This is a genomic window from Kitasatospora sp. NPDC090308 (genome assembly GCF_044769485.1).
Taxonomy (GTDB): Bacteria; Actinomycetota; Actinomycetes; order Streptomycetales; family Streptomycetaceae; genus Kitasatospora; species Kitasatospora fiedleri.
This window is the reverse complement of sequence record NZ_JBIVXY010000010.1, coordinates 97,761-121,808: the sequence shown is the minus strand read 5'-3', so window position 1 is coordinate 121,808 and position 24,048 is coordinate 97,761. Positions and strand designations below refer to the sequence as shown.

Genomic DNA, 24,048 nt, shown 5'->3' with positions numbered 1-24,048 from the left:
GGCGGAACTGCCGTGATCCCGGACCCCCGGCGAGGCTACCCCAGTGGCCGTAACGCCGGAAAACCCCCAGGTGGGAGACCTGGCGGGGTCCCGACAGGGCGTCCGGCGGGGCCAGGGCGGGGCGTCCGGCGGGGTCCGGGGCCGGGCCCCGGCCGCGGCCTCAGCCCGGCAGGGCGGCCTGGACCACCAGCGCCTCGGGGCCCCCGGCGCGGGTGACCGTCACGCGCAGCCGGTCGGCGGTGGCCCGGGCGGTCAGCCGCACGGTGCCGTCGGGGGAGTGCGGGCCGCCGCCGTCGAGGCCGTCGAAGCCGTCGAGGCCGTCCGGGCCGTCCGGGGCGTCGGGGGCGTCGGGGTCGTGCGGGGCGTCGGTGCCGTCCGCGAAGGACTCGGCGAGGGCCGCCGCCCCGGCGGCCGACACCTCCCGGGCCGCCCCGGCCGGGACGCCGCACTCCGCCAGCCAGGCGCGCAGGGCCGCGCGGGCGGCCGGCAGCTCCTGCGGCCGGGCCGGGAAGGACAGGGTCAGGACGGCGGGCTGCCGGTACAGCAGGACGGCGACGTCGTCCTCGAAGCCCTCGGCGGGGCGCAGCAGGTCCGTCACGTGCTCGGGCAGGTCGGCGGTGGGCAGGGCCGCGCCCGCCACGACCGCCCGGCCGGCCCGCGCGATCCCCTCCGCCAGGCCCTCGCGCCGCCGCTCCACCAGTCCGTCCGTGTACAGCAGCAGCGTGGAGCGGCCGGGCAGCACCGCGGTGGCCTCCGGCCGGGGCAGGCCGGGGCGGACGGCCAGCGGCAGGGCGCGGCCCCCTTCGAGCAGGGTCGTGGAGCCGTCGGCCCGGGCCAGCACCGCGGACGGGTGCCCGGCGCTGGAGTGGCGCAGCACGCCCGTGGCCGGGTCGAGGACGCCGCAGAACACGGTGGTGCAGACCGCGCCGGGGATGGCGGCGGCGAACGCGTCCAGCGCGGCGAGCGTCCGGGCCGGGCTGTGGTCCTGGAGCAGCAGCGCCCGGCAGGCGCTGCGCAGCTGCCCCATCACGCTGGCCGCGGCCAGGCCGCGCCCGACGCAGTCGCCGACGATGATGCCGATCCGGCCGTCGGGCAGCGGCACGGTGTCGTACCAGTCGCCGCCGACCTCCAGCGGCGGGGTGGCTGGCTCGTAGCGGGCGGCGAAGCCGGGCGGCAGCCGGTCCGGGCCCAGGATGGCCCGCTGGAGGGCGATGGCCGTCTCGCGCTGCTGGTCGATCCGCTGCGCCCGGGCCAGCCCCTGGGCCAGGCGCCCGCCCAGCAGCACGAGCAGCAGCTCGTCCTCCCGGGTGAAGGGGCGGCGTTCGCCCAGCTCGACCACCAGGACCAGCGGTCCGCCCGGCCGCTCCAGCCGGATGCCGGTCCCGGCGGGCCCCTCCACCGGGGTGAGGGCGGGCGCGGCGGCCAGCGCGGTCAGCGCCGCCCGGCGCTCCTCCGGCAGGTCCGGCCAGTCCGGGCAGGGCCCGGCGGCGGTGAGCCGGGGCGCGGCCCCGGCGCGGTCGAAGTGGACCGCCACCACCCGGCGGGCGCGCCACAGTCCGCGCATCTCCGCCAGGGCGCAGGCGAGCGACTCCTCGGCGCCGGTGGCCCGGCTCAGGCAGTCGGCGAGCAGGGCCAGGGCGCTCTCGCGCTGGATGGCGTAGTACTCGGCGGTGACGTCCCGGAAGGTGCCGACGGTGACGGTGCGGCCGGTCGCCGGGTCCGGGACGCGGCTGAAGGTGGAGTGCGTCCAGATCCGGTGGCCGTCCCGGTGGGTGACGGGGGCGGTGGAGCTGCCGCGGCCGTCGGCGGTCGCCCGGGCCAGGGCGTCGGCGGCCTGCCGGTGGGCGTCCGGGTCGGTGGCGGGGTCCGCCCACCACGGGTGCGGCGCCGGGTAGGGCAGCCCCTCGGGGCCGTAGCCGAGGATGTCGGTGAACGCCTGGTTGACCTGGACGACGGCGCCGTCCTCGTCGCAGACGAAGAACGCGTCCTGGAGCGAGTCGACCAGGGCGTCCTGCCAGCGGGTGTGCTGGTCGCGCAGCCGCGCCAGCCGCAGCGCGGCGCGCACCCGGGCCAGCAGGTCGGTCGCGGCGAAGGGCTTGACCAGGTAGTCGTCAGCCCCCGACTCGAAGCCGTCGATGGCGTCCTCCCGCCCGGCCCGGGCCGACAGCAGCAGCACCGGCAGGGCGGCGGTGCGCGGGTCGGCGCGCAGCGCCGCGACCAGCCGCAGGCCGTCCGTGCCGGGCATCATCACGTCGCTGATCACCAGCTCGGGGGCGGCGGTGCGGACGGCGGCCAGCGCCCGGTCGCCGTCGGCGACCGCGGTGACCCGGTGGCCCGCGCCGCGCAGGATGCGGCTGAGGTAGTCGCGCATGTCGGCGTTGTCGTCGACGACCAGGACGTGCGCGGGCGTGCCGGCGTCCGTCCCCGCACCGGCGTCCGTCCTCGCACCGGCGTCCGTCCCCGCACCGTCGTCCGGCTGCGGGCCGTCGTCCGGCTGCGGGCCGTCCGGCTGCGGCCCGGCAGGCCCGGGGGAGGGGCGGTGCTCCCAGCGCAGGGCCTCCTGGACGAACGCCTCGGCGCCCGGGCGGGCGGTGCCGTCCGGGCTGTCCGGGTCGTTCTGGGCAGCCGGGGCGCCGGAGTCCGCCAGCGGCAGGCTGACGGTGAAGGAGGTGCCGCGGTCCGGCACGGAGTCGACGGTGATCGCCCCGCCGTGCAGGTCGACCAGCTCCTTGACCAGGGCCAGGCCGATGCCGCTGCCCTCGTGCGAGCGGGCCCGGCTGTTCTCGACCCGGTGGAAGCGGTCGAACAGGCGCGGCAGCTCCGCGGCCGGGACGCCCACCCCGGTGTCCTCGACGGTGACCAGGGCCCGGCCGTCCCGCTCGCGCACCCGGACCCGGACCGTTCCCTCGAAGGTGAACTTCAGGGCGTTGCTCAGCAGGTTGAAGACGACCTTCTCCCACAGCTCCGGGTCCACCGGCACCGGCGCGCTCAGCGGCGCGCAGTCGACCTCCAGGACCAGCCCGGCGCGCTGCGCGGCCGAGCGGAACACGGCGGCCAGCTCGGCGGTGAACCGGGCCAGGTCGACCGGCTCCGGGCGGGCCCGCATCCGGCCCGCCTCGATCCGGGAGAAGTCCAGCAGCGTGTTGACCAGGCGGCCCAGCCGCAGCGTGTTGCGGTGGACCGTCTCCAGGTCCTCCCGGACGTCCGGGTCGGCGTCCGCGAAGCGCTGCCGCAGGTCCTCGACCGGTCCGGAGATCAGCGTCAGCGGGGTGCGGAACTCGTGGCTGATGTTGGAGAAGAACGCGGTCTTCGCCCGGTCCAGCTCGGCCAGCTGCTCCGCGCGCCGCTGCTGCGCCTCGTGGTTGCGGGCGCTGGTGATCCCCACCGCCAGCCGGCCCGCGACCAGGTCGACGAAGTCCAGGTAGGCGTCGTCCGCCGGGCGGTACCGGTTGAGGCCGACGACCAGGAAACCGCTCGGCCCGCCGCCGCCCGGACCGCTCAACGGCACCAGCCGGGCCTCCCGGGGCGGCTCCTCCCACGCCCCGCGCGGCAGATCGGCGAACCGTTCGCCGGTCAGCGGCACCGACACCGCCGCGCCCCGGCGGACCGCCGCGGCCGGCCACGGGCCCGGCTCCCCGGGCCCGATCCGGGCCGGCGCGGCCGGGTGGCCCGCGGGCACGCCGGAGGAGGCGGCCAGCTCGGCGCCGCCCCGGTCGTCGAACAGGTACGTCAGGGTGAAGGGCAGGTCGTACGGGTTGCGGGCGAGCTGCTCGGCGCTGAACGCCAGGAACTCGTCCTCGGCGCGCACCGCCCCCGGGTCGGAGCCCAGGTCGCGCAGGGTCGCCATCCGCCGCTCCGCGACCACCCGCTGGGTGTCCTCGCTGACCACGCACAGCACGCCGACCACCGCGCCGGCCTCGTCGCGCAGCGGGCTGTAGGAGAAGGTGTGGTAGCTCTCCTCGGGGTAGCCGGAGCGCTGCAGCCGCAGCGGCAGCGCCTCGTCCCAGGTCGCCTCGCCCTCGGTCAGCACGTGCTCGATCCGGGGCCCGGCGTCCTCCCAGACCTCCGCCCACACCTCGCGGAACGGGCGGCCCAGCGCCCACGGGTACTTGTCGGCCAGCGTGTCGCGCCGGTACGCGCCGTTGCAGAAGAACGTCAGGTCCGGGCCCCACCCCATCCACATGGAGAAGCGCGAGGACAGCATCATGTCCACCGCCGAGCGCAGGCTCTGCGGCCAGCCCGCCGGGTCGCCCAGCGGCGTGGCCGACCAGTCGACCCGCGCCAGGTCGGCACCCACCGCCGGGTCGGCGCCGAACACCCCCAGAGCCCGCTCCCGCGTCACCGGGTACCTCCTTCCGGCCCGGCGGCGCCGGACGCGGCGCCGCCAGCCTGCATTGTGCCGGGTCCGCGCCCGGTGCTCCTCCGGTTGCCCCCTTCCGGGCCGGGCAACCCCGACCCCCCCGGGGGCCGGTCCGACGGGTGGGCCCCGGGCCCCGAACGGCAGGGCCTAGCATGGCCGACATGACCGACCACACCCCAGGGCCGCCCGAACCCACGGTGCTGCACCTGAGCGGCGATCTCGACCACGACAGCGAACGCGAACTCGCCGAGGCGGTGGACGCCGCCGTCACCCGCAGCACCGGCGCACTCGTCCTGGACGTCTCGGCGGTCACCTTCGCCGACTCCTCCGCGCTGCGGACCCTGGTGCTGACCCAGCAGCGGACGGAGGCCGCGGGCGGCGCGCTCGTCCTGCTCGGCCCGCTCGCGCCCGTGGTCCGGCGCCTGCTGGAGATCACCTCGACCGACGGCTACTTCACCGTGGCCGAGAGCCTGCCGCAGGCCAGGGAGGCCGCCGCCGCACTGCTGCGGCGCCACCCGCACGGGACCGGAGCCGGGTGACGCGGGTGCACCGTCCCGCATCATCCGTCCCCTCCGGGGCACAAGCACTCCGATCCCACTGGATCCCTCCTCTCCGTCCGGCCTCGCCGGCCGGCACGTACGGTGCCGTAGACGATTCGAGGTCGTTCATGCCCCACGACGACGCCCGGCCGCCGTCCCCGGAGGCCGCCGTCCCGGGAGAACGGCCGCCGGCGCCCGTGCGGACCGCGGGCCAGGCCCGCGCGGTCCTCGCCCGACTGCTGGAGTCCGCCGGACACCCAGGCGGCCGGGTCCTGGCCGACGCCCAGCTCGCGGTGACCGAACTCGTCGCCAACGCCCTGCGCCACGGCGGCGGCCTGACCTGCTTCGACGCCCGCCTCGGGCCCGGCGGGACCGAACTGGTCGTCGACGTCGAGGACGGCGACGACCGCCCGCCCGTCGCCCAACCGCTGCACGACCGCGACCCCGCCACCGCGGGGGGCCGCGGCTGGGCCATCGTCCAGGCGCTCGCCGCGACCTGCCGGGTCGACCCGCTGCCGGCCGGCGGCAAGCGGATTCGGGTCACCTTCGCCCTGTAGCCCGTCCGGGGGAATCCCGCGGGCCGCGGGAAAATCGGAGGATTCGATCGGTGACGGCCGGTCAGACCCAGGGCATGGACACCGACCGCCACCCGCTGTGGCAGCCCTTCTCCGAGACCGCCGCCCACCCGCCGCTCCGCCTCCGGGACGGAGAACGGCCGGCGCCGGTCACCGCCTCCCCGTTCCTCGAACCGGGCTCGCAGCCGGGCCCGCAGCCGGGCCCGCTCGCTCCGTCCGTCCCGCCCGAGCCACGCCGTCCCGCCGCCGGGCAGCTCTCCGGCCGGGCCCGCTGACACCCGTCCACGCCGACACACCGACCGGTCCCGGCCTGCCGCCGAGGCGGGGCGGGCAACCGAAACGGGCCGCCCCCGGTCTCCGGGGGCGGCCCGCGGTGCGGGTGCGGTGGGCTCAGCGGAGGCCGCCGTAGTAACCGCCGATCCGGCGCTGGTAGTCGGGGTCGCCGAGGTGGCGGTCCCGGTCGAACTCGGGGGAGTCCTTGACCTCCTCCTTGGTGCGGTTCACCCAGACCGTCTTCTCCTGGTCGTCGACCCGGATGACGGTGCCCGCCGGGAGCAGCACCTCGCGGCCGAAGATCCACGGGCCGGTGTCGACCACGAGGTAGCCCGCGTCGACGTCCGCGGTGTGCTAGTCGACCTTGCCGATGTGGCCGTCCGTCGCCTCGACCCGGTACCCCGTCAGGTCGGAACCGGGGGTGTAGCCCTCGGCCTGCTCGTAGCCCCATATTCCGCCGGTCACGTCCGCCTCCTCGATGCCGGCCCCCGGCCGTTCCGGTGGACCGTTCGTCGGCTACCCCCGCCAACCGGGGCCACTCGCACGGAAGATGACGGCCCGTCCGCTCCGCACCGGCCGGGCGCTCACAGCTCGATGTCCGGGTGCAGGCGGGCCACCGTCCACACCCGCTGCCGGCGCACCGCCAGCGCGGTGAGGGCGAGGAACACGGCGCCGAAGCCCGCCAGCACGATCCCGTCGCGCAGCAGGTGGGCGGTTTGGCCGCCGGAGACGGTGACCCGCAGCCCGTCGATCAGGTACGTCATCGGCAGCAGCGGGTGCACGGCCTGGAAGAACGCCGGGGTGGTGGGCATCGGGTACAGGCCGCCGGCCGCGGTCAGCTGGAGGACCAGCAGCACCAGCGACAGCACGTCGCCCGCCACCCCCAGCCAGGTCCGCAGGAAGTGGTCGACCGCCACGAACGAGGCCGCGCCCAGCACCAGCAGCGCGACGGTGGCCCACGGGTGCGCCGGGTCCAGCCCCAGCCCCAGGTCCACCACCGCGTACAGCACCAGCGCCGCCACCGCGCCCAGCAGCGCGGCGGGCAGCCACCCGGCGGCGGCCACCGTCGCCGACCGGGCCCGCCCGGCCAGCGCCCGGCGGTTGACCGGCCGCAGCAGCAGGTACGCGAACAGGCCGAACACCCAGAGCGCGATGCCGAAGAAGAACGGGGCCATCCCGCGCCCGTACACGCCCGCCGGGTGCAGGTTGGTCCGGTCGATCCGGGCCGGTGTGCCCAGCACCTGGGCGGCGCCCGCGATCTGCTGGTCGGTCAGCTCCGGGATGCGGTGCAGCCCGTCGTCCACGGTGCCCGCCAGCCGGGTCGCGCCGTCGTGCGCCTGGTCGGCGGCGGACTTCGCGGCGTCCGCGCCCGCCCGCAGCGCGTCCAGGCCGCCGGCCACCGTCGACGTCCCCGCGGCGACCTCGGCGGTGCCGCTGTCCAGCAGCCGCAGCGGGCTGTTCAGCGCGGCGGCGTTCTGCTGCACGGCGGTCGCGGTGCGCTGCAGGTCGCGGGCGGCGGCCAGGTTCTGCTGCGCGCCGGTGTCGGCCGCCGCCGCCCGGTCGTCGATCCCGGCGGCGGTGGCGTCCGCCTGCTCGGCGTCGCGCAGCGCCCGGGCGAACACCGCGTCCTGGGCCAACTCCGGATGGTTGGTCGCGAGTTGGCGCAGATCGGCGAGGGCGGTGTCGGCGCCCGCGCGGACCTGCGAGGTGCCGGTGTGCAGGGTGTGCAACCCCTCGGCGGCCACCGAGGCGGCCGTCACCAACTGGGCGGCGGCCTGCGGCAGCCGGTCGGTCGCCGCCTTGGTCAGCGCCTCGGCGGCGTGGTCGACCTGCCCCACGGCCTGGCTGATCTGCTGCGCCCCGGCGCCGATCCGCTCGGTGCCCGCGTGCAGCCCGACGGCCGCCGAGGCGAGCGCCGCACTGCCCTGCTGCGCCGTCCCGGTCGCTCCGACCAGCTGCTGGGCGCCCTCCGAGGCCACCGCCAACTCCTTGCGGAAGTCGGTCAGTTCGCCGTAGACCGCGCGGACGTACGCCTCGTGCACCGCCGAGTCCACCTGGGCCTGGAGCTTGGACTGCACCACCTCGGTCATCACGCCCGCGATGTAGTTGTTCGCGTCGTTCAGCCGCAGCAGTATGCCGCCCTGCTGCGGCTGCGCGTCGGTGGCGGTCGCCAGCCGGGCGCTGAAGTCCGCCGGGATCTCGACCGTGAACGCGTACCGGCCCCCGCGCAGCCCGGCGTCGGCCGTCCCCGCGTCGACGAACTGCCAGCCGAAGGTGCCGGACGCCTTCAACTGCTCCACCAGCTGCGCCCCGGCGTCCACCGGCCGGCCCCCCTCGGCGACGGCGGGCCGGTCCAGGTCCACCACGGCCACCGGAATCCGGTCGGTCTTCCCGTACGGGTCCCAGTTCGCCCACAGGTACATCGCCCCGTACAGCAGCGGGATCAGGCACAGCAGCAGCGGCACCAGCCGGCGCAGCGGGCCGCGGAAGCGGCGCAGTTCGAGCCAGGCGAGGCGGACGGCGGTCACGCGGCCACCCCCTGACCGGACGCGGGGACGGGGGTGGCGGCGGGGGCGTCCGGGTCGGCCCGGTGCGGCAGGGCCAGCAGGACGGTGCCCGGGGGCGGCGGCGAGGGCGGTTGGGCGGCGGCGGCCAGCACGGTGCAGCCGGTGGCCGCCACCGTTGCCAGCGCCCGCCAGGCGAGCGCGCGGTCGCCGTCCGGGCAGTCGCGGTCCACGGCGTCCACGACCAGCACGGGCGGGCGGGCCGCGAGCGCGAGCGCCACGTCCAGCAGCAGTGCCTCCAGCGGCGGGAGGTCCTCCACCAGGGTCGCGCCGCGCAGGTGCAGGCCCAGCAGCCGGGCGGCCTCGACCACCTGCCGCCGGGTCACGCCCTTTTCCAGCCAGCAGCGTTCGGCGACCAGCTCACGCACCCGCAACCGGCCCTCGGCGGCGACCGCGCCGTCCGCCCGGGCCACCGCTACCGCCCGCCGCACCCGCCCGGCCCCCGCCCCCGGCGCCCGGTGTCGGCCCACCCGCAGCGCGCCCGTGCCCAACCGCATCCGGCCGGCCAGCGCCAGCAGCACGCTGGTCCGCCCCGACCCGGCCGGCCCGTGCACCACCAGCAGCCCGCCGGCGGGCACCGCCACGTCCACGTTCTCGAACACCGGCCCGCGCGGGCCCCGCACACTGATTCCCCGAGCCGTCACGGCTTCCCCATGCACCATCACTACCGGCGGGTAACCGCAATCGGCCGGACCATGCCCGCGGCGGTCCGGGGCGCGGGAGTCACGGGTTTTCCGGGGGGTCGGCTCGGCTGGGCAGGTCTGCGAGTGGGGTGCCCGTCCGGGCGATGGTGACGCGGCGGGTTCCGGTGCGGTTCCTGCGAGTGGCCGTTGCCCCGGCCTCGGCGGTCCGGCCTCGGCGGTCCGGCCTCGGCGGTCCGGCCTCGGCGGTCCGGCCTCGGCGGTCAGTGTTTCAGCGGCCGGGGCCCTGGCGGTCCGGGCCGGTTGCCAGGTCGGCCTGGACCTCGCGGGCCGCTCGGGCGCCGGAGGCCAGGGCGCCCTGGACCGAGCCGGTCGCCCGGTGGTCGCCGCACACGTAGCGGCCCGGGGCCCACCGGGTGGTGCGGGTCAGCGGGTGCGGGGCGGGCATCGCGGGGAGGGCGCCCGGGATGCGGTACGCGGCCAGGGGGTGCCAGGCGGAGGTGTCGCAGCCGTACAGCTCGGCCAGCCGGGCGCGTACCGGGCCCTCCTCGGCCGTCGTGCCGAGCACCGAGGTGGAGACCAGGGACAGGCCGCGCGGCGCGCAGCCGGGGACCACCTCCGACAGCACCACCGAGTTCAGCAGTCGGCCGGCGGCGTCCACCAGCAGGGTCGGTTCGGCCAGCGGGCTGCGTTCGGTCACGTGGTAGAAGGTCGTCACCGAGCGGGTCTCCGGCACCGGCAGGCCGGGCAGCAGCGTCGCGGCCGTCGCCGCCTCGGTGGCCACCACCACGCAGCGCGCCGCGACCTCCCGGCCGTCGGCCAGCAGCACCCCGTCCCGGTGCACCTCCGCCGCCCGGGCGCCCAGTTCCAGCGTGCCCGGGGGCAGCAGGGTGGCCAGCGCCCGCGGCACCGCCCCGATCCCGGCCGCCGGGAGGACGAGGGTGCCCCGGACCAGGCTGCGCCAGTACAGGTGCAGGACCCGGCTGGAGGTGGCCAGTCCGTCCTCCAGGAAGACGCCGGACAGGAACGGGCGCAGCACCCCGTCGACGGTCGCCCGGGAGACGCCCGCGGCGCGCAGCGCCACCGCCGCGGGCACGTCGCGTCCGTGGCGCAGCAGCGCGGCGGGCAGCAGGGCGTCGCGCACGGTGAGCGCGGCCAGCGCCGCCGCGTCCCGGGGCGGCACCGTCCGGCCGGTCAGCAGGTCGCCGGCCAGGTCCGGTCGGCGCAGCGGGTCGACGACCCGGCGGCGGCCCGCCGGACCGGCCAGCAGGAAGCCGGGCGTGAACGGGCGCAGCCGCAGCGGGCGCAGGTTCAGGCGGCGGCGCACCTGCGGGTAGGAGGTGTTGAACACCTGGAAGCCGCGGTCCAGCCGGAAGCCGTCGCGCAGGTCGGTGCGCATCCGCCCGCCCACCCCGTCCGACGCCTCCAGCAGCCGCACCCGCCACCCCGCCGCGGCGAGGTCCAGCGCGCAGGCCAGCCCGGCCACCCCGGCGCCCACCACCGCCACGTCCACCGCACCGTTCGTGTCCACCGCGCTCCTCCTCGACGACCGCACCGGCGGCCCCGCACCGGGCCACGTTCCCATTCGGAACCGGCCCGCCGGACGGATGGGTCGCCGGACGGACGGGCCGCCGGGTCGCGGAGGCCGGGCGGAGAGGCCGCCCGGCCGTCAGAGCACGTCGCGGCGGCGCTCCTCGACCACCACCTCGTCGACACCGCGCCCGCCCAGGTAGCGGCGGCGGCCCAGCACGCGGGCGTACACCACGACACCGATCAGGCCCGCCGCCATCAGGACGACACCGACCACCGTGAGATTGACGCCCGCCAGGTGCCAGTGCACGCCGAACGCGAGGATCGCTCCGACCGCCAGCAGGATGATGCAGCCACCGAGACCCATGATGCCTCCGTCGTCGTTTCGGCCCGCTCCTCTGACCGGGCCGGAACGGCGTCTACCCCCGACCGCCCGGAGGATTCCCCTTCCCGGCCCGTCTCCTGACGTCCCGTCGGTACGTCCCCCCGAGCGGGAGCGGGCAGGAGCGGGCAGGAGCGGGCGGCGGCGGGCGCGAGTGGCCGCCCTGCCGACGGGGCCGGGCGGGCGGTGGGGAGAATGGGGCGACACGTTGGGTCGGGGGGTTCGAGGAAAGGGCCGTGGAGTGCCGTACGTCGTCGTCAGCGCGCTCAGCCATGACGGAGTGGTCAGGGACCACAACGAGGACAGCCTGGTGCTGGGCCCGTGGACCCTGTGCGCCACCTCCACCGACAGCCCGCAGAGCATGGTCTTCCCGCTCGGCGGCCCCCCGGTGCTGGTCGCCGTCGCCGACGGGCTCGGCGGCCACCCCGCCGGGGACGTCGCCTCCGCGCTGACCGCCCGCCACCTCGCCGAGGCCGGGGCGCGGCTGCGGACCGAGCAGGACGTCACCGAGGCGCTCCGCTCCTGCCACGCGTCCCTGCGGGAGGCGGGCGAGGCCGACCCGGCGCTGACCGGCATGGCCACCACCGTCGCCGGGGCGGTGTTCGACGGGGAGCACGTGCTGGTGTTCAACGTCGGCGACAGCCAGGTCCACGAGATCACCCCGGACGGGGGCGACGGCCTCGGCCTGCGCCTGCTCAGCACCGACGACAGCCCGCCGCCCGCCCCCGGCCGCCGCACCAGCCACCTGGTCACCCGCACCCTCGGCGGCGCCACCGCCCCCGAGGACCTCCGGCCCCACCTGGTCCGGCTGCCGGCCGGGCCCGGCGCCCGCTACCTGCTGTCCACCGACGGCCTCACCGACCCGGTGGCCCCCGAGGAACTGGCCGCCCTGCTCACCGAGGCCGCCGCCGAGGCCGACGGCGACCCGCAGGGCGACGACCAGCGCGCCCTGGTCGACCTGTGGCGGGCCGCGATCCGGGCCGGCGGCCCGGACAACATCACACTCGCGCTGGTCCGGATCGAGGAGTGACCGCGCCCGGCGCGCCCCGGCCGGCCGGTCAGGGCGCGCACCCGGTGAGCGGCGCGGTCTCCCCGGCCGGGCGGCCGCACAGGTGGTCGGTGACCGGCGCGCCCTGCGCGTCGCGCCGCACCCGGATGATGTGCAGCCCGTGCCCCGGCTGGGGCTCGGTGGCCAGCGGGCCGACCTCGCGGAAGTCCACCGTCCCGGTCGGGCGGTTGTTCAGCTGCACCGCGCGCAGCGCCGCCATCACCGAGCCCGTCCCGGTCAGCTGCGAGGCCCCGGCCTTGGCGGCCCCCGCCTGCAGCGCGGCGGTCGCGTCGTAGGCCAGGGCCAGCGAACCGTCCGAGAACACGTCGTCCTCGTACGGGTTGGCTCCCGCGGGCACCAGGTGCAGGACGCTCGCGGCGGTCTCCGCGAGGTCCGAGCCCCGGGCCGTCGCGGCCGGGTCGCTCAGCGCCGTGTAGTACAGGGTGGCCTGCGGGGCCATCGCCGTCCCGCCGGTGCGGAACTGGGCCTTGGTCAGGTCGTCGCCGGTCAGCACGGTCAGCGGCCGGGCGCAGCCCTTGTCGTCGGCCAGCCGGCGCATCAGCTGGTTGACGTCGTCGGCCCGGCCGGCCAGGTACAGCACGGCGGGCGGGTGGTCGCCGTGGCAGGTGGTGGCCAGCGCCGCCTCGTAGTCCGGGTCCCCGTTGCTGGTCAGGCCGTACTCCAGGGGACGGCCGCCGATCAGGCGGTACCCGGCGTCGGTGAGCATCGCGCTGCCGTACCGGGCGTGCTCGGGGCTGTAGCGGTCGTCCGGCGTGGGCGTGCGGGTCAGGACGGCCGCCCAGCGGTCCTGCGGCGGGGTGGCCAGGCCGTCCACGATCAGGCGCAGCGCCGCCGCCTCCTCCTGGTCGGTGGCGGCCAGGCCGAAGTAGTTGACGTGGCCGCGGGCCAGGTAACTGGCCGAGTTGGTGGTGCTGACCACGGCCAGTCCGGCCTGCTGGAGCAGGGTGAGCGCGGTGTCGCTGTCCGAGGTGTCCCGCCCCAGGCCGACCACGCCCGCGATCGACCGGTCGCGGGCGGCCAGGTCGACGATCCGGTGCACCATCTCGGTCTGGAAGTACATGTCCTGCCCGCCGTTGGCGACCAGCACCTTGATCTTCAACGGGTCGCCCGCGTTGTTGCGGACCTGCGCCAGGTGGACGCCGGTCAGCTCCTTCAGGCTGTTCAGCGCCCGGCCGTCCTGCCCGGCCGCGGTGGTCAGCGAACCCGCGTACACCACGGTCACGTATCTGACGTCCGGCAGCGCGGCCACCCGGTCGTTCTCGCGGCGGATCGCGTCCTCCAGCGTCCGCAGGCCGATGTCCGCCCCGGTGCGGTCGGCCCCCGCGCCCGGCAGCTCGCCGTTGAGCCGGATGCCGCCGCCGTCGCCCGCGAAGGTCACCGACCCGGTGTCCACGCCGACGCACTCCCGCGTCCCGCCCGGGTCGGTGCGCCACACCGCGTCCGGGTTCGACCCCACCAGCCGGGCCTCGCAGTACCGCCCGGACAGCTGCTGCACCCGTAGCCCCGCCCCGGCCGCCACCAGCACCAGCGCCAGCAGCACCGACCAGCGCGACCACAGGAACCACCAGGAACGGCGCACCGGCACCGGCGCCAGCCGGGTGGTCTCGCCCGCCTGCAACTGGAGCCTGGTCAGCCGTACCGGCAGCGTCCAGGCCAGCGCCCGCCCCCGGCTCGGCGCCTGCCGCACCCGCAGGTCGCTCACCCAGTTCTCGTACGGGCCGCGGCGCGCCCCCAGGGTGTGCACCCCGACCGGCGCCGGGTGGTCGTCCTCCAGCCAGGCCGCCACGTCGGCGTGCGCGACGGCCGCCAGCACCAGCAACGGGTCCTGCTCGCTGCGGCGGCTGCGCACGTCCGAGATCGCGCCGAGCACCCGCAGCGCGCCGCTCGCGGCGTCCGCCCGGGGCACGAAGACCACCGGCGGGACGCGGCGCTTGCGGGCCCGGGCGTCCGGCGTCCAGGAGCGGTGCGCCCGGCGCAGGTCCTCCAGCAGCGCCAGGGTGCGCAGCTGGAGGTGGAACTGCTGGGCGCGGTCCCGCTCGGCGGGCGGGGTGTCCGGCAGTTGGGCCTTCAGGATCTCCCCGGTCACCTCGCGGGCCCGGGCCTGCGTGACGTCCCACGACATCCGGGGCCGCCACAGCGACCAGGCCGCCGCCTGCCGCCCCGAGGCCGCCAGGAAGGTGGTGGTGGCGAACCAGCGGCTGGCCGGGCCCAGCCAGGACAGCGGCGCGGTGTTGCGCCGCACCCAGCCGGTCGTTCCGAGCACGACCACCGCGGCCAGCAGCACCCCCGTCACCAACTGCCAACTCGCCTGCGTCAGCAGGCTGGTGAGCGCCGCCAGGACGAACGCCCCGATCAGCGTCGTGGAGTTCAGCACCGGCGACAGCAGCCGCTGCCACTCGCCCCCGGCGGTGCGCGGCTCGGGCCGCCAGTGCAGGTCGCGCAGCCGGACGAGCACCGCCTCCACCAGCTCCTCGAACGGCCGCGCGGCGGCGGGGCCGACGGGTGCGGCGGGCGCGTCGGCCCCGCCGGGGGCCGGGGAGCCGTCCAGCACGTGCCGGGTGGCGGCCTCGATCGCGGCGACCAGCCGGGAGCGCGGCGCCGGGTACCCGCGGTACCAGGACGGGCCGCGGCGCGCCCACGGGCCCCTCGCCAGCCCGTCCAGCACGGCGATCGCGTTCTGGTGCGGATCACCGTCGGAGACGTGCGGCACCGAGCGGTGCGGCAGGTCGCCGCCCTCCTGCGCCTCCTGCACCGCCCGGACCACCGCGCGCACCTCGGCGTCCAGCTCCGGATCGTCCTCCTGGGCGTACAGCACCACCACCGGCATCGGCAGCCGGGCCGCGCTGAACTGCGCCACGAGGTCCTGGACCAGCGCGTCCACCTCGTACTTGGCCGTCGTGCGCACCCCGCCGATCCCCGGACCGCCCCGCACCGCACCCGATGTCATCCGCCACCCCCGTAGCCGCCACCGCCCGCGGCCGGGCCCGGGCCGTGCTCGCCCAGTCCCCGGCCCTGACCCTGATCCGACGTCAGGCAAACAAATGTAGACCTTCCCTCCGACGGCGGGAACGGAGTTCCCCGCTCCCGGGGGGAGCGCTCCGCGCCGGGACAACGGCCTTGCGGCGCTCTGGCCTCGCGGCGCGGCGGCGGCTTCCTCCGCGGGGGCCGGCGGTCGGCGCTCCCGGGCGGGGCGGGGGCGGAGCGGTACTGTGGGAGCGCTCCCATATTCGGGCCGGGCCGTGTACGATCGCGCCGCGGCGGGTGGCCGCGGACCAGTGACCGCGCCCCGCACCAGCGCCGAAGCGATGCCGAAGCACCAACCGAAGCCCGGGGAGCAACCCTTGTCCGACCCTGCGTTCACCGTCATCGACCTCGGCGGCACCACCCTGCGGACCGCCCGCTACGCACCGGACGACGACACCGTCACCGACGTCCGCCGCGTCCCCACCGACGGCATAGCCGCCCACCCCGACCTGCCGGTGGCCGCCCTGCAAGCCCGGGTGCTCGACCAGGTCGCCGCCCTCGCCGCCGAAGCCGTCGAACGCCACGGCAGCACCGCCGTCGCCGTCGCCTTCGCCGGACCCGTCACCGCCGACGGCCGCGCCCTCGCCGCCCCCACCGTCTGGGGCGGCCCCGGCGCACACCTGCCCGTCCGGCAACTGCTGGAAGAACGCCTCGGCCTGCCCGTCGTCGTCGTCAACGACCTCACGGCGGCCGTCTGGCGCTACGTCGACCCCGCCGACGACCGGCCGTTCTGCCTGATCACGGTGAGCTCCGGCATCGGCAACAAGGTCTACCGCGCGGGCGAGGTCCTGCTCGACACCGAGGGTCACGGCGGCGAACTCGGCCACTGGACCGTCGACACCTCCCCCCAGGCCCCGCCCTGCGACTGCGGCGGACGCGGCCACCTCGGCGCGATCGCCTCCGGCCGCGGCGCCCTCGCCGCCGCCCGCCGCGCCGCCCGCACCGACCCCGCCGGCTACGCCCGCTCCGCGCTGGCGGCCACCGCCCCCGACCCCGAACTCCTCGACAACCACGCCCTGGTGGCCGCCGTCCGCGCCGAGGACCCCTTCGCCACCGCCGCCATCCACGGCGGCATCACCGCACTCGCCTCCGCGATCACCGCCCTCTTCACCGCCATCGGCATCCGCCGCCACCTCCTGATCGGCGGCTTCGCCCTCGCCATCGGCCCCCGCTACGCCGAACTCCTCACCGCCGAACTCGAACGGCTGGGCTGCTTCGGGCTCACCGGCGGGGAGGTTCGCGAGATGGTGGTGCTGGGGGCTGAGGATGACGACTCCGGTCTGATCGGGGCGGGTCGGCTGCTCGCTGCGCGGGGGCTGGCTGCGGCTTCCTGAGGGGGCGGTGTCGGCTGGGTGGTGGGGAGGGCTGGGCTGCTTCGGGTTCACCGGTGGGGAGGTTCGCGAGATGGTGGTGTGGGGTGCTGAGGATGACGATTCCGGTCTGATCGGGGTGGGTCGGTTGCTCGCTGCGCGGGGTCTGGCTGCGGCTTCCTGAGGGGGCGGTGTCGGCTGGGGGGTGGGGCACGCGGGTCGGTGGCGCCGGGCGTCGGGGGCGACGGCTCCGGGCGAGCGCCCGGGCCGCGCCGTACGTTCCTGCGGGTGGGCGGCCGCCCGTCCGGCTCCGTGTACGTCTGCGGCATCCGGGCAGGCGCGGGCGGGACGACGACCCGAGGAGGCCGACATGGCGGATGCGATCGTGGTCGGGGCCGGCCCCAACGGGCTGGTCGCGGCCAATCTGCTCGCGGACGCGGGCTGGCACGTGGTCGTGCTGGAGGAACAGCCGTGGCCCGGCGGCGCGGTCCGCAGTGACCGGGGGGTGGACCCGCGCTACGTCTCGGACCTGTTCAGCTCCTTCCACCCGCTGGCCGCCGCCTCCCCGGCGATCCGCTCGCTGGGCCTGGAGGAGTTCGGGCTGCGCTGGAGCCACGCCCCGGTGGTGCTCGCCCACCCGCTGTCCGATGGGCGCTGCGGCCTGCTGCACCGCGACGGCGACGGGAACGACGGCGAACCGGAGGCGGCCCGGCTGGAGCGGATGTTCGGTGCGCACGACGCCCGGGCCTGGCAGCGGCTGACCGACCGGTGGGACCGGCTGGAGCCGCACCTGGTCGACGGGCTGCTCTCCCCGTTCCCGCCGCTGCGGTCGGGCGCGGCGATCGCGGCCCGGCTGCGGGTGGCCGGCCTGCTGGAGCTGGCCCGCTTCCTGGCCCTGCCGGTGCGGCGGCTGGCGGAGGAGGAGTTCGAGGGGGACGCCCCCGGGATGCTGCTGGCCGGCTGCGCCCTGCACGCCGACCTGCTGCCGGAGGCCGCCGGCAGCGGCGCGTTCGGCTGGCTGATGGCGATGCTCGGACGGCGCTACGGCTGGCCCGTGCCGGTGGGCGGGGCGTCCGCGCTGACCGACGCGCTGGTGCGTCGGCTGGAGTCCCGGGGCGGCGAGGTGCACTGCGGTCGGCCCGTCCGCGAGGTGGTGGTGCGGGACGGGCGGGCGCTCGGGGTGCGCACCGCCGACGGCTGCGGCCACCGGGCCCGCCGGGCCGTCCTCGCGGACACCGCCGCCACCGCGCTGTACGGCGGGCTGGTCGCCCCCGAGCACCTCCCCGCCCGGCTGCGCCGGGACATCCGCCACTTCGAGTGGGACTTCGCCACCGTCAAGGTCGACTGGGCGCTGTCCGGGCCGATCCCGTGGGAGGCGCCCGCCGCCGGCCGGGCCGGCACCGTCCACCTCGGGGCGGACCTCGACGAACTCGGCGACTGGGCGCACCAGGTCCGCACCGACCGGCTGCCCGCCCGCCCGTTCGCGCTGCTCGGCCAGATGACCGTCGCCGATCCCACCCGCTCCCCGGCGGGCACCGAGGCCGCCTGGGCCTACACCCACGTCCCGCAGCACATCAAGGCCGACCTCGGCCCCGACGGCATCACCGGCCGCTGGGACACCCGGGAGGGCGAGGCGATGGCCGACCGGCTGGAGGAGCAGGTCGAACGGTTCGCCCCCGGCTTCCGCAGCCGCGTCACCGCCCGCCGCATCCTCACCCCGCCGGTCCTCCAGGGGCTGGACGGGAACCTGGTCGGCGGAGCCCTCAACGGCGGCACCGCCGCCCCCCACCAGCAGCTCTTCCTGCGCCCCACCCCCGGCACGGCCGGCCCCCGCACCCCGATCGAGCGGCTCTACCTGGCCTCCGCCGCCGCCCACCCCGGCGGCGGCGTCCACGGGGCGTGCGGCGCCAACGCGGCCCGCGCCGCCCTGAACGCGTACCGCCGCTCGCCCGCCCGCTTCCTGCCGTCCGGCCCGGACCCGCGCGGCTGACCGCCCGTCCCGAGGAAGCCCGAGGAAGCCCCAGGAAGTTCGAAGAGGCCGAAGAAGCCCGAGGAAGCCCGAAGGAGGGCCGTCCCATGGCACAGCGCCAACGACTGATCGACTCCCCGCCCGCACAGGTCTGGGACCTGCTGGCCGACGCCCACAGCTACGCGCAGTGGGTGGTGGGCACCCAGGACATCCTGGGCGCGGACGACCGCTGGCCCGAGGTCGGGGCCGAACTCCGGTTCCGGGTCGGGATCGGCCCGGTCACCCTGGAGGACACCTGCGTGGTCCGGATCTGCGAATCCGGCCGCCGACTTGAACTGGAGGCCAAGGCCGCCCCCTTCGGCACCGCCCGGATCGCGTTCACCCTCATCCCCTGGGGCCGCCACACCCTGCTGCTCCTGGACGAGCACCCGCTGCGCGGCCTCGGCGCCCGGCTGGAGAACCCACTGACCGAACTGGCCCTCCACCTGCGCAACCGCCGCCTGCTCGGCAACCTCGACCGCGCCGCCACCCGCGACCACGCCGGACGGGACTCCGCCGGACGACGGGACTCCGCCGCGAGCGGCCTGGCCGGGCGTCGCTGAGAACGGCGTCCCACCGGCGCACGGAGCAGGACGGGGCTCGACGGCCCGGGAGCGGCCCGGGAGCGGTCGGCGGTTCAGCGGTGGCGGGCGGGCCGGTGGGCCAGCACCAGCGCCAGGCCGACGGCCCCCAGGGTGATCAGGGCGACCCCGCTGATCAGCAGCGAGACCGGGGGACGGCCGCCGCCGGTGGGGGCCAGCAGGTGCTCGGCCACGCCCGCGGCGGCCACGGCGGAGGGGGCCCCGGTGGCCGTCGGCGTGGCGGTGCCGCTCCGGGTGGGTTCGGGGCGGGAGTCGAGGCCGAGCGTCCCGGTGCGGGGGACCGACCCGGCGGCGGTCGCGGCCGGGGCGGCCGACGCGGGCGGCGCGGACTCGGCGGCGGCCGGGGCCGGGCGGGTGACCAGGAACCTGGCGTGCGGGACGGACCCGGCGGCGCCCGCCGCACCGGACCGCAGGCCGAGCCGGACGTCCACCTGCTGCACGGCGGCGTCCCGGGCGGTCACCGAGAGCCGGAAGGTGTAGCGGACGGCCCGGCCCGGCGCTATGTCGGTGGCCAGGGAGTCGCCGTCGCCGCGCAGCACCCCGTCGCAGCCGGTCGACAGCGGGAGGGGCTCCCAGCCCGCCGGGGTCGCCACCTGGAGCAGCAGGTCGTCGGCGCGCAGGGCCTGGCGCGCCTCCTGGGCGGCGTCGTTGCGCAGCGCGGGCAGCGGGGCGGCGGCGGTGAGCGCGGCGGTGCCGGTGTTGCCGATCTCCGCGGTGAACTCGGCCGGGGCGCCGCCCGCGACGAGCGTCCGGTCCGCCGGCGGCAGGAGCGCCACCGTGGCGGCCGGCTCCCCGCCGGACGCGGAGGCCGACGCCGACGCCGGTGCCGACGCGGTCGGCGAGTCGGAGGCGGGCGCGGAGGGGGCCGCCGGGGAGGGGGCGTCGGCGGCGGCGGCCGGGGCCGGGGCCGCTTCGCAGGCCAGGGCGGGCGCGGCCCCGGCGCCGAGGGTGAGGACACCGCCCAGGACGGTGCCGGCGCCGAGGACGGCGAGACGGGAGTGGACGGACACGTGGGCTCCCCGGGGACGGGATCGACGGGCGCACGTTCGGCACGCGCGCCCACCGTCTCCCCCCTGCCGCGCGGAGAATGCCGCCGATCCCGACTCCCGTTCGCCGCACCGGTCCTGAGGGCCCGTCGGCGCGGCGCGGCGGCCGTCACCCGATCGACGGCCGTTTGATCGGAGGCCCACGGGTGAGACGACCGCCGACAGAGTCCGGCCACGAGAGGAGTCAGACCATGACCACCGACACGATCACCGGCACCGGGGCGGGAACGACGCAGCCGCGGGAGGACGTCGTCGAGGTCCTGCTGGCGCAGCACGAGCGGATCCGGCGGCTGTTCGCGGACGTGCGGGACGCCCGGGGCGAGCACCGGCAGCAGGCGTTCGACGAGCTGCGGGCGCTGCTGGCCGTCCACGAGACCGGCGAGGAGATGGTGGTGCGGCCCGCGGCCAAGCGCGCGGCGGGGGAGCCGGAGGCGGCGGCCCGCAACGCGGAGGAGGCCGAGGCCAACCGCGCCCTGCTGGAGCTGGAGAAGCTGGACGTGACGAGCGCCGAGTTCGACGCCCGGCTGGTCGACTTCCAGCAGGCGGTCGAGGCGCACGCGCAGCACGAGGAGACGGAGGAGTTCCCGGCGCTGCGGGCCGCGTACGACGTCGAGCAGCGCCGGACGATGGGCCGCCGCCTGCTCGCGGCCGAACGCCTCGCGCCGACCCACCCCCACCCCGGCACGGCCGGCAAGCCCGCCCTCCAGTGGACGGTGGGCCCCTTCGCCTCCCTGCTGGACCGGGCCAAGGACGCCTTCACCCAGCACCGCGACTGACCGACCCGCACCCCCACCGCCGCGAGCGGCGGCCCCCGGACCGACGGGGGCCGCCGCTCGCGGCCGTGCGCCGCCACCCAGGCCGCGGGCGTTCACCCGGGAGGTGCGGTGCGGTGCGGTGCGGTGCCGCGCCAGGGCCGTGCCGTCGCCAGGGCGGTGCCTCGCCCGCGACCGCGCCGTCGTCCCTCGCGCCGTCGTCCCTCGCGCAGCCGTGCCGCCCGGGGCCGCTCCGTCCCTCCGCCCGGACCGTGCTCGCGCGGCGGATTCCCGCCCGGGGAGCGGTGCGTGGACGCCCCCCAGGGGGGTAGCCGCTGTCCATGGTGACCGTGGGTGTGGAAGAGGAGTACCTGCTGCTGGACGCCGCCACCGGCGTGCCGGTGGCGCGGGCGGAGCAGGTGCGGCAGCTGGCCGACCTGCAACCGGAGCTGGACGGGTCGGAGGTGCAGCGCGAACTGCTCCAGGCCCAACTGGAGGTCGCCACCCCGGTCTGCCGGACGCTCGACGAGGTCGCCGCCCACCTGGAACGGTTGCGCCGCGCGCTCTCGGCAGCCGCCGACGGGCACGGCTGCCTGCTGGCGGCCTCCGGCGCCGCGCCCTTCGCCGACCGGCTGTCGGTGCCGGTCAGCGACACCCCCCGCTACCGCGCCCTGCGCGCGCACGCCGCCCAGCTGACCGACGAGCAGCTGATCACCGGCATGCACGTCCACCTGGGCGTGCCCGACCGCGCCGCGGGCGTCGCCCTGCTCAACGGCCTGCGCCGCTGGCTGCCGCTGGTCGTCGCGCTGGCGGCCAACTCGCCGATGTGGAACAGCGTGGACACCGGGTTCTCCTCCTGGCGGACCGTGGTCTTCAGCCGCTGGCCGGTCAGCGGCGTGCCCCCGCTGTTCGACGGCGCCGCCGACTACGACGCGCGCATCCACGCGCTCGTCGACACCGGACTGATCGGCGACGTGGGCCAGCTCTACTGGCAGGCCCGGCTCTCCGAGCGCTACCCGACCGTGGAGGTCAGGGCGATGGACGTCCAACTCCGCACCGACGAGGCCGTGATGCTGACCGGCCTGCTCCGGGCGGTCGCCACCACCTTCCTCACCGACCCGGACAGGCTCCCGGCCGGCCCCGCCCCGCACCCCGAGGCGCTGGCCGCCGCCGTCTGGCACGCCGCCCGCCACGGCTGCACCGAACGGCTCCACAACCCCCTCACCGGCACCCTCGACTCCCCGCCGACGGTCGTCGACCAGGTCCTGGAGACACTCACCCCCGCCCTCCGGCAGGCGGACGACACCTCCCGGGTCGTCCCGCTGCTCGAACGGCTCCTCACCGAGGGCAACGGCGCGGTCCGCCAGCGCCGCGAACTGCGCCGCAACGGCCGGGCCGGACTGGTCGCCCTGGTGAGCGGCGGCCCCGAGGGAGCGGACCCGGAGCAGGACGGCGACCCGGCCCCGTAGCACCCGGCGTGTGGACCGGGCCCGGCCGGACATACGGGGACCATGCGACAGACTTGGACGACCCGGATGGCGAAGGCCCGGCACGCGCTCCCGTACGCGGCGGCCACGGCGGCGACCGCGGCGGCGGCCTGGACGGGCGCGCGGGCCACCGGCCCGGCGAGCCGGTGGTACCGCTCGCTGGACAGACCCGCCTGGCAGCCGCCGTCCTGGGCCTTCCCGGTGGTCTGGACACCGCTGTACGCCTCCCTCGCCTGGAGCGCCGGCCACGCCCTCAACCGCACGACCGGCCGCGACCGCACCGCCCTGGCCGCCGCCTACGGCACCAACCTGGCCCTGAACGCCGGCTGGACCTGGCTCTTCTTCGGCCTCCGCAGCCCGGCGGCGGGCGTCGCGGGCAGCCTGCTGCTCGACGCCGACAACCTGCACCTGATCCGGCGGACGGCACGCCACGACCCCGCAGCCGCCGCCGCACTCGCCCCCTACGCCGCCTGGTGCCTGTTCGCCACCGCCCTCAGCACCTCCCTCGCCCGCCGCAACCCCTGACCGCCGGTCCGGCCGACCACCTCGGTGCGCGCCGGGCAGGTGGCGGGCGCGAGGGTCCGTCTTCAAACCCCCGTCGCAGCCCCGCGGCGTCCGGTGCGTGCTCTCGGCGTGCCGGGTGGAAGGTCGCGTACTGGATGTACTTGGCCTTTCGCCCGGTGTGGCGAGAGGGCGTGCCAGGCGTCGTGGGGCAGACGGGGGTTTGAAGACGGGCCCTAGGCCAATCCGGACAAGTCCGGTCGTCCGCCCAGGCGTTGGACGGTCGCGGCGGCGGTGGCCGTGGCCAGCCGGCCCGCGGTGACCGGGTCGGCGCCGCGCCGCAGGGCGGCGACCAGGCCCGCGACGAAGGCGTCACCCGCGCCGGTCGGGTCGGTGACGGGGACGTCGGCCAGCGGGAAGAGGTGTTCGCCGTCCGGCCACACCAGCAGGTCGCCCTCGTCGGGCAGGGCGAGGGCGACCAGGGTGGGGCCGGTGGTGAGCAGGTGGCGGGCCAGGGCGCGGGCGTCCCGGGCGGAGTGGACGGGGCGGTCGGCGAGGAGTTCCGCTTCGGCGGCGTCGGCGCGCAACACGTCGAGCAGGGGCAGCAGTTCGTCACGGACGTCCGGCTCGGGCGCGCCGTCCGCCACCACCCGGGCGCCGTGCCGCCGGGCGAGGCGGGCGGCGGTCAGGAGGGTGGCCGAGGGCTGCTGGAGTTGCAGGGAGACGGTGTCGGCGGAGGCGAGGGCCGGCCGGGCCCGTTCCAGGTCCGCGACGGTGACCAGGCTCTCCGGCGGGACGTCCTCCAGCAGGCGGCGGCTGCCCGGCGCGTCGACCAGGTCGACCAGCAGGGCGGTCCGTCCGCGCCGGACGACCGCGGCGGTGTCGATGCCGTCCCGGTCGGCCCGGGCCAGCACCAGGGCGCCCGCGCGGTCCTCGCCCACCACGCCGACCAGCCGCACCGGCACGCCCAACTGCGCCAGGCCGACGGCCTGGTTGGCGCCCTTGCCGCCCAGGCCCTCCCACCGCTCCGCGACGTCGGCCGACCCGCCGGCCTCCGGCAGCCCGTCCGTCCGCAGCACCAGGTCCCGGCCGACCTGCCCGACCACCACGACGCCCGCCCCGCGCTCCCGCCCGTCCACCGCGCCTCCTCGATCAGCCGATCCGTCGATGCGTCCATCTGTCGATGCGTCGATGCGTCGATGCGTCGATGCGCCGGTCCGCTGCCGCCGGTGCCCGGCCGGTCGCGCGTGCCCGGCGGGCCGGGCGGCGAAACGCCCGGCCCGCCGGGAGCCGGGCGTGCGGTACCGCGGGCCCCGCCGCCGGGGCTGCGGCCGGGTCCGCGGGCGCGGATCATGAGTGGACCGTCCGCGTCGGGGCATCCGCGC

Annotated in this window: 18 protein-coding genes and 1 pseudogene; 10 read left to right on the top strand and 9 right to left on the bottom strand. The window is 77.3% G+C overall.

From position 1 onward, the window contains the following. Positions 1 to 160: 160 nt before the first annotated feature. Positions 161 to 4,318, bottom strand: a complete 4,158-nt coding sequence (locus ACIQVD_RS22740; RefSeq protein ID WP_402291523.1) for a SpoIIE family protein phosphatase — start codon at positions 4,316 to 4,318, stop codon at positions 161 to 163. Positions 4,319 to 4,521: 203 nt separating this feature from the next. Between ACIQVD_RS22740 and ACIQVD_RS22735 the strand changes: the two genes are divergently transcribed. The 3 genes from ACIQVD_RS22735 to ACIQVD_RS22725 all read left to right on the top strand — a co-directional run bounded on the left by ACIQVD_RS22735 (position 4,522) and on the right by ACIQVD_RS22725 (position 5,749). Next, entirely contained in the window at positions 4,522 to 4,899 is a 378-nt protein-coding gene (locus ACIQVD_RS22735; RefSeq protein WP_400680483.1) for an STAS domain-containing protein, read from the top strand. A 128-nt stretch (positions 4,900 to 5,027) separates the two neighbouring features. Next, complete coding sequence (locus ACIQVD_RS22730) at positions 5,028 to 5,456, top strand: ATP-binding protein (RefSeq protein WP_400680486.1); 429 nt, start codon at positions 5,028 to 5,030, stop codon at positions 5,454 to 5,456. A 50-nt stretch (positions 5,457 to 5,506) separates the two neighbouring features. Further along, the gene (locus ACIQVD_RS22725; protein WP_402291400.1) at positions 5,507 to 5,749 is read left to right on the top strand and encodes a hypothetical protein; all 243 of its coding nucleotides are present in this window, start codon (positions 5,507 to 5,509) and stop codon (positions 5,747 to 5,749) included. A 115-nt stretch (positions 5,750 to 5,864) separates the two neighbouring features. Here ACIQVD_RS22725 and ACIQVD_RS22720 read toward each other — a convergent pair. The 5 genes and pseudogenes from ACIQVD_RS22720 to ACIQVD_RS22700 form a co-directional block, all read right to left on the bottom strand. Next, positions 5,865 to 6,212, bottom strand: a pseudogene (locus tag ACIQVD_RS22720) (PRC-barrel domain-containing protein). Between the two features lie 119 nt (positions 6,213 to 6,331). Then, positions 6,332 to 8,275: a YhgE/Pip family protein gene (locus ACIQVD_RS22715; RefSeq protein ID WP_402291398.1), complete on the bottom strand. Its 1,944-nt coding sequence runs from the start codon at positions 8,273 to 8,275 to the stop codon at positions 6,332 to 6,334. Continuing rightward, complete coding sequence (locus tag ACIQVD_RS22710) at positions 8,272 to 8,934, bottom strand: ATP-binding cassette domain-containing protein (RefSeq protein WP_402291396.1); 663 nt, start codon at positions 8,932 to 8,934, stop codon at positions 8,272 to 8,274. The genes ACIQVD_RS22715 and ACIQVD_RS22710 overlap by 4 nt, the downstream gene beginning before the upstream one ends. A 289-nt stretch (positions 8,935 to 9,223) precedes the next feature. After that, positions 9,224 to 10,483: an FAD-dependent oxidoreductase gene (locus ACIQVD_RS22705; RefSeq protein WP_402291394.1), complete on the bottom strand. Its 1,260-nt coding sequence runs from the start codon at positions 10,481 to 10,483 to the stop codon at positions 9,224 to 9,226. A 138-nt stretch (positions 10,484 to 10,621) separates the two neighbouring features. Beyond that, a complete protein-coding gene (locus ACIQVD_RS22700; protein WP_100834742.1) occupies positions 10,622 to 10,849 on the bottom strand; it encodes a hypothetical protein in 228 nt (75 codons plus the stop codon). 256 nt (positions 10,850 to 11,105) lie between these two features. On the opposite strand from ACIQVD_RS22700, the gene ACIQVD_RS22695 reads away from it, so the two are divergent. Beyond that, entirely contained in the window at positions 11,106 to 11,894 is a 789-nt protein-coding gene (locus ACIQVD_RS22695; protein WP_400680499.1) for a PP2C family protein-serine/threonine phosphatase, read from the top strand. A gap of 28 nt (positions 11,895 to 11,922) precedes the next feature. On the opposite strand, the gene ACIQVD_RS22690 is transcribed toward ACIQVD_RS22695, so the two are convergent. Continuing rightward, on the bottom strand, positions 11,923 to 14,838 hold the full coding sequence (locus ACIQVD_RS22690) for a hypothetical protein (protein WP_402291391.1): 2,916 nt from the start codon (positions 14,836 to 14,838) through the stop codon (positions 11,923 to 11,925). A 436-nt stretch (positions 14,839 to 15,274) separates the two neighbouring features. On the opposite strand from ACIQVD_RS22690, the gene ACIQVD_RS22685 reads away from it, so the two are divergent. The 3 genes from ACIQVD_RS22685 (at position 15,275) to ACIQVD_RS22675 (ending at position 18,838) form a co-directional block, all read left to right on the top strand. Further along, positions 15,275 to 16,291 carry an ROK family protein gene (locus tag ACIQVD_RS22685; protein ID WP_402291389.1) on the top strand — a complete coding sequence of 339 codons (1,017 nt, stop codon included), beginning with the start codon at positions 15,275 to 15,277 and terminating at the stop codon, positions 16,289 to 16,291. A gap of 346 nt (positions 16,292 to 16,637) precedes the next feature. Then, the gene (locus ACIQVD_RS22680; protein WP_400680506.1) at positions 16,638 to 18,257 is read left to right on the top strand and encodes a phytoene desaturase family protein; all 1,620 of its coding nucleotides are present in this window, start codon (positions 16,638 to 16,640) and stop codon (positions 18,255 to 18,257) included. A gap of 86 nt (positions 18,258 to 18,343) precedes the next feature. After that, positions 18,344 to 18,838: an SRPBCC family protein gene (locus ACIQVD_RS22675; RefSeq protein WP_400680507.1), complete on the top strand. Its 495-nt coding sequence runs from the start codon at positions 18,344 to 18,346 to the stop codon at positions 18,836 to 18,838. Between the two features lie 74 nt (positions 18,839 to 18,912). Here ACIQVD_RS22675 and ACIQVD_RS22670 read toward each other — a convergent pair whose 3' ends face one another. Then, the gene (locus tag ACIQVD_RS22670) at positions 18,913 to 19,887 is read right to left on the bottom strand and encodes a hypothetical protein (RefSeq protein WP_402291387.1); all 975 of its coding nucleotides are present in this window, start codon (positions 19,885 to 19,887) and stop codon (positions 18,913 to 18,915) included. 227 nt (positions 19,888 to 20,114) lie between these two features. On the opposite strand from ACIQVD_RS22670, the gene ACIQVD_RS22665 reads away from it, so the two are divergent. The 3 genes from ACIQVD_RS22665 (at position 20,115) to ACIQVD_RS22655 (ending at position 22,687) form a co-directional block, all read left to right on the top strand. Next, positions 20,115 to 20,699: a hemerythrin domain-containing protein gene (locus ACIQVD_RS22665; protein ID WP_400680511.1), complete on the top strand. Its 585-nt coding sequence runs from the start codon at positions 20,115 to 20,117 to the stop codon at positions 20,697 to 20,699. Positions 20,700 to 21,016: 317 nt separating this feature from the next. Next, positions 21,017 to 22,144: a glutamate--cysteine ligase gene (locus tag ACIQVD_RS22660; RefSeq protein ID WP_402291385.1), complete on the top strand. Its 1,128-nt coding sequence runs from the start codon at positions 21,017 to 21,019 to the stop codon at positions 22,142 to 22,144. A gap of 42 nt (positions 22,145 to 22,186) precedes the next feature. Continuing rightward, positions 22,187 to 22,687: a TspO/MBR family protein gene (locus ACIQVD_RS22655; RefSeq protein WP_402291383.1), complete on the top strand. Its 501-nt coding sequence runs from the start codon at positions 22,187 to 22,189 to the stop codon at positions 22,685 to 22,687. 212 nt (positions 22,688 to 22,899) lie between these two features. On the opposite strand, the gene ACIQVD_RS22650 is transcribed toward ACIQVD_RS22655, so the two are convergent. After that, complete coding sequence (locus ACIQVD_RS22650; RefSeq protein WP_402291381.1) at positions 22,900 to 23,802, bottom strand: PfkB family carbohydrate kinase; 903 nt, start codon at positions 23,800 to 23,802, stop codon at positions 22,900 to 22,902. Positions 23,803 to 24,048 lie beyond the last annotated feature (246 nt).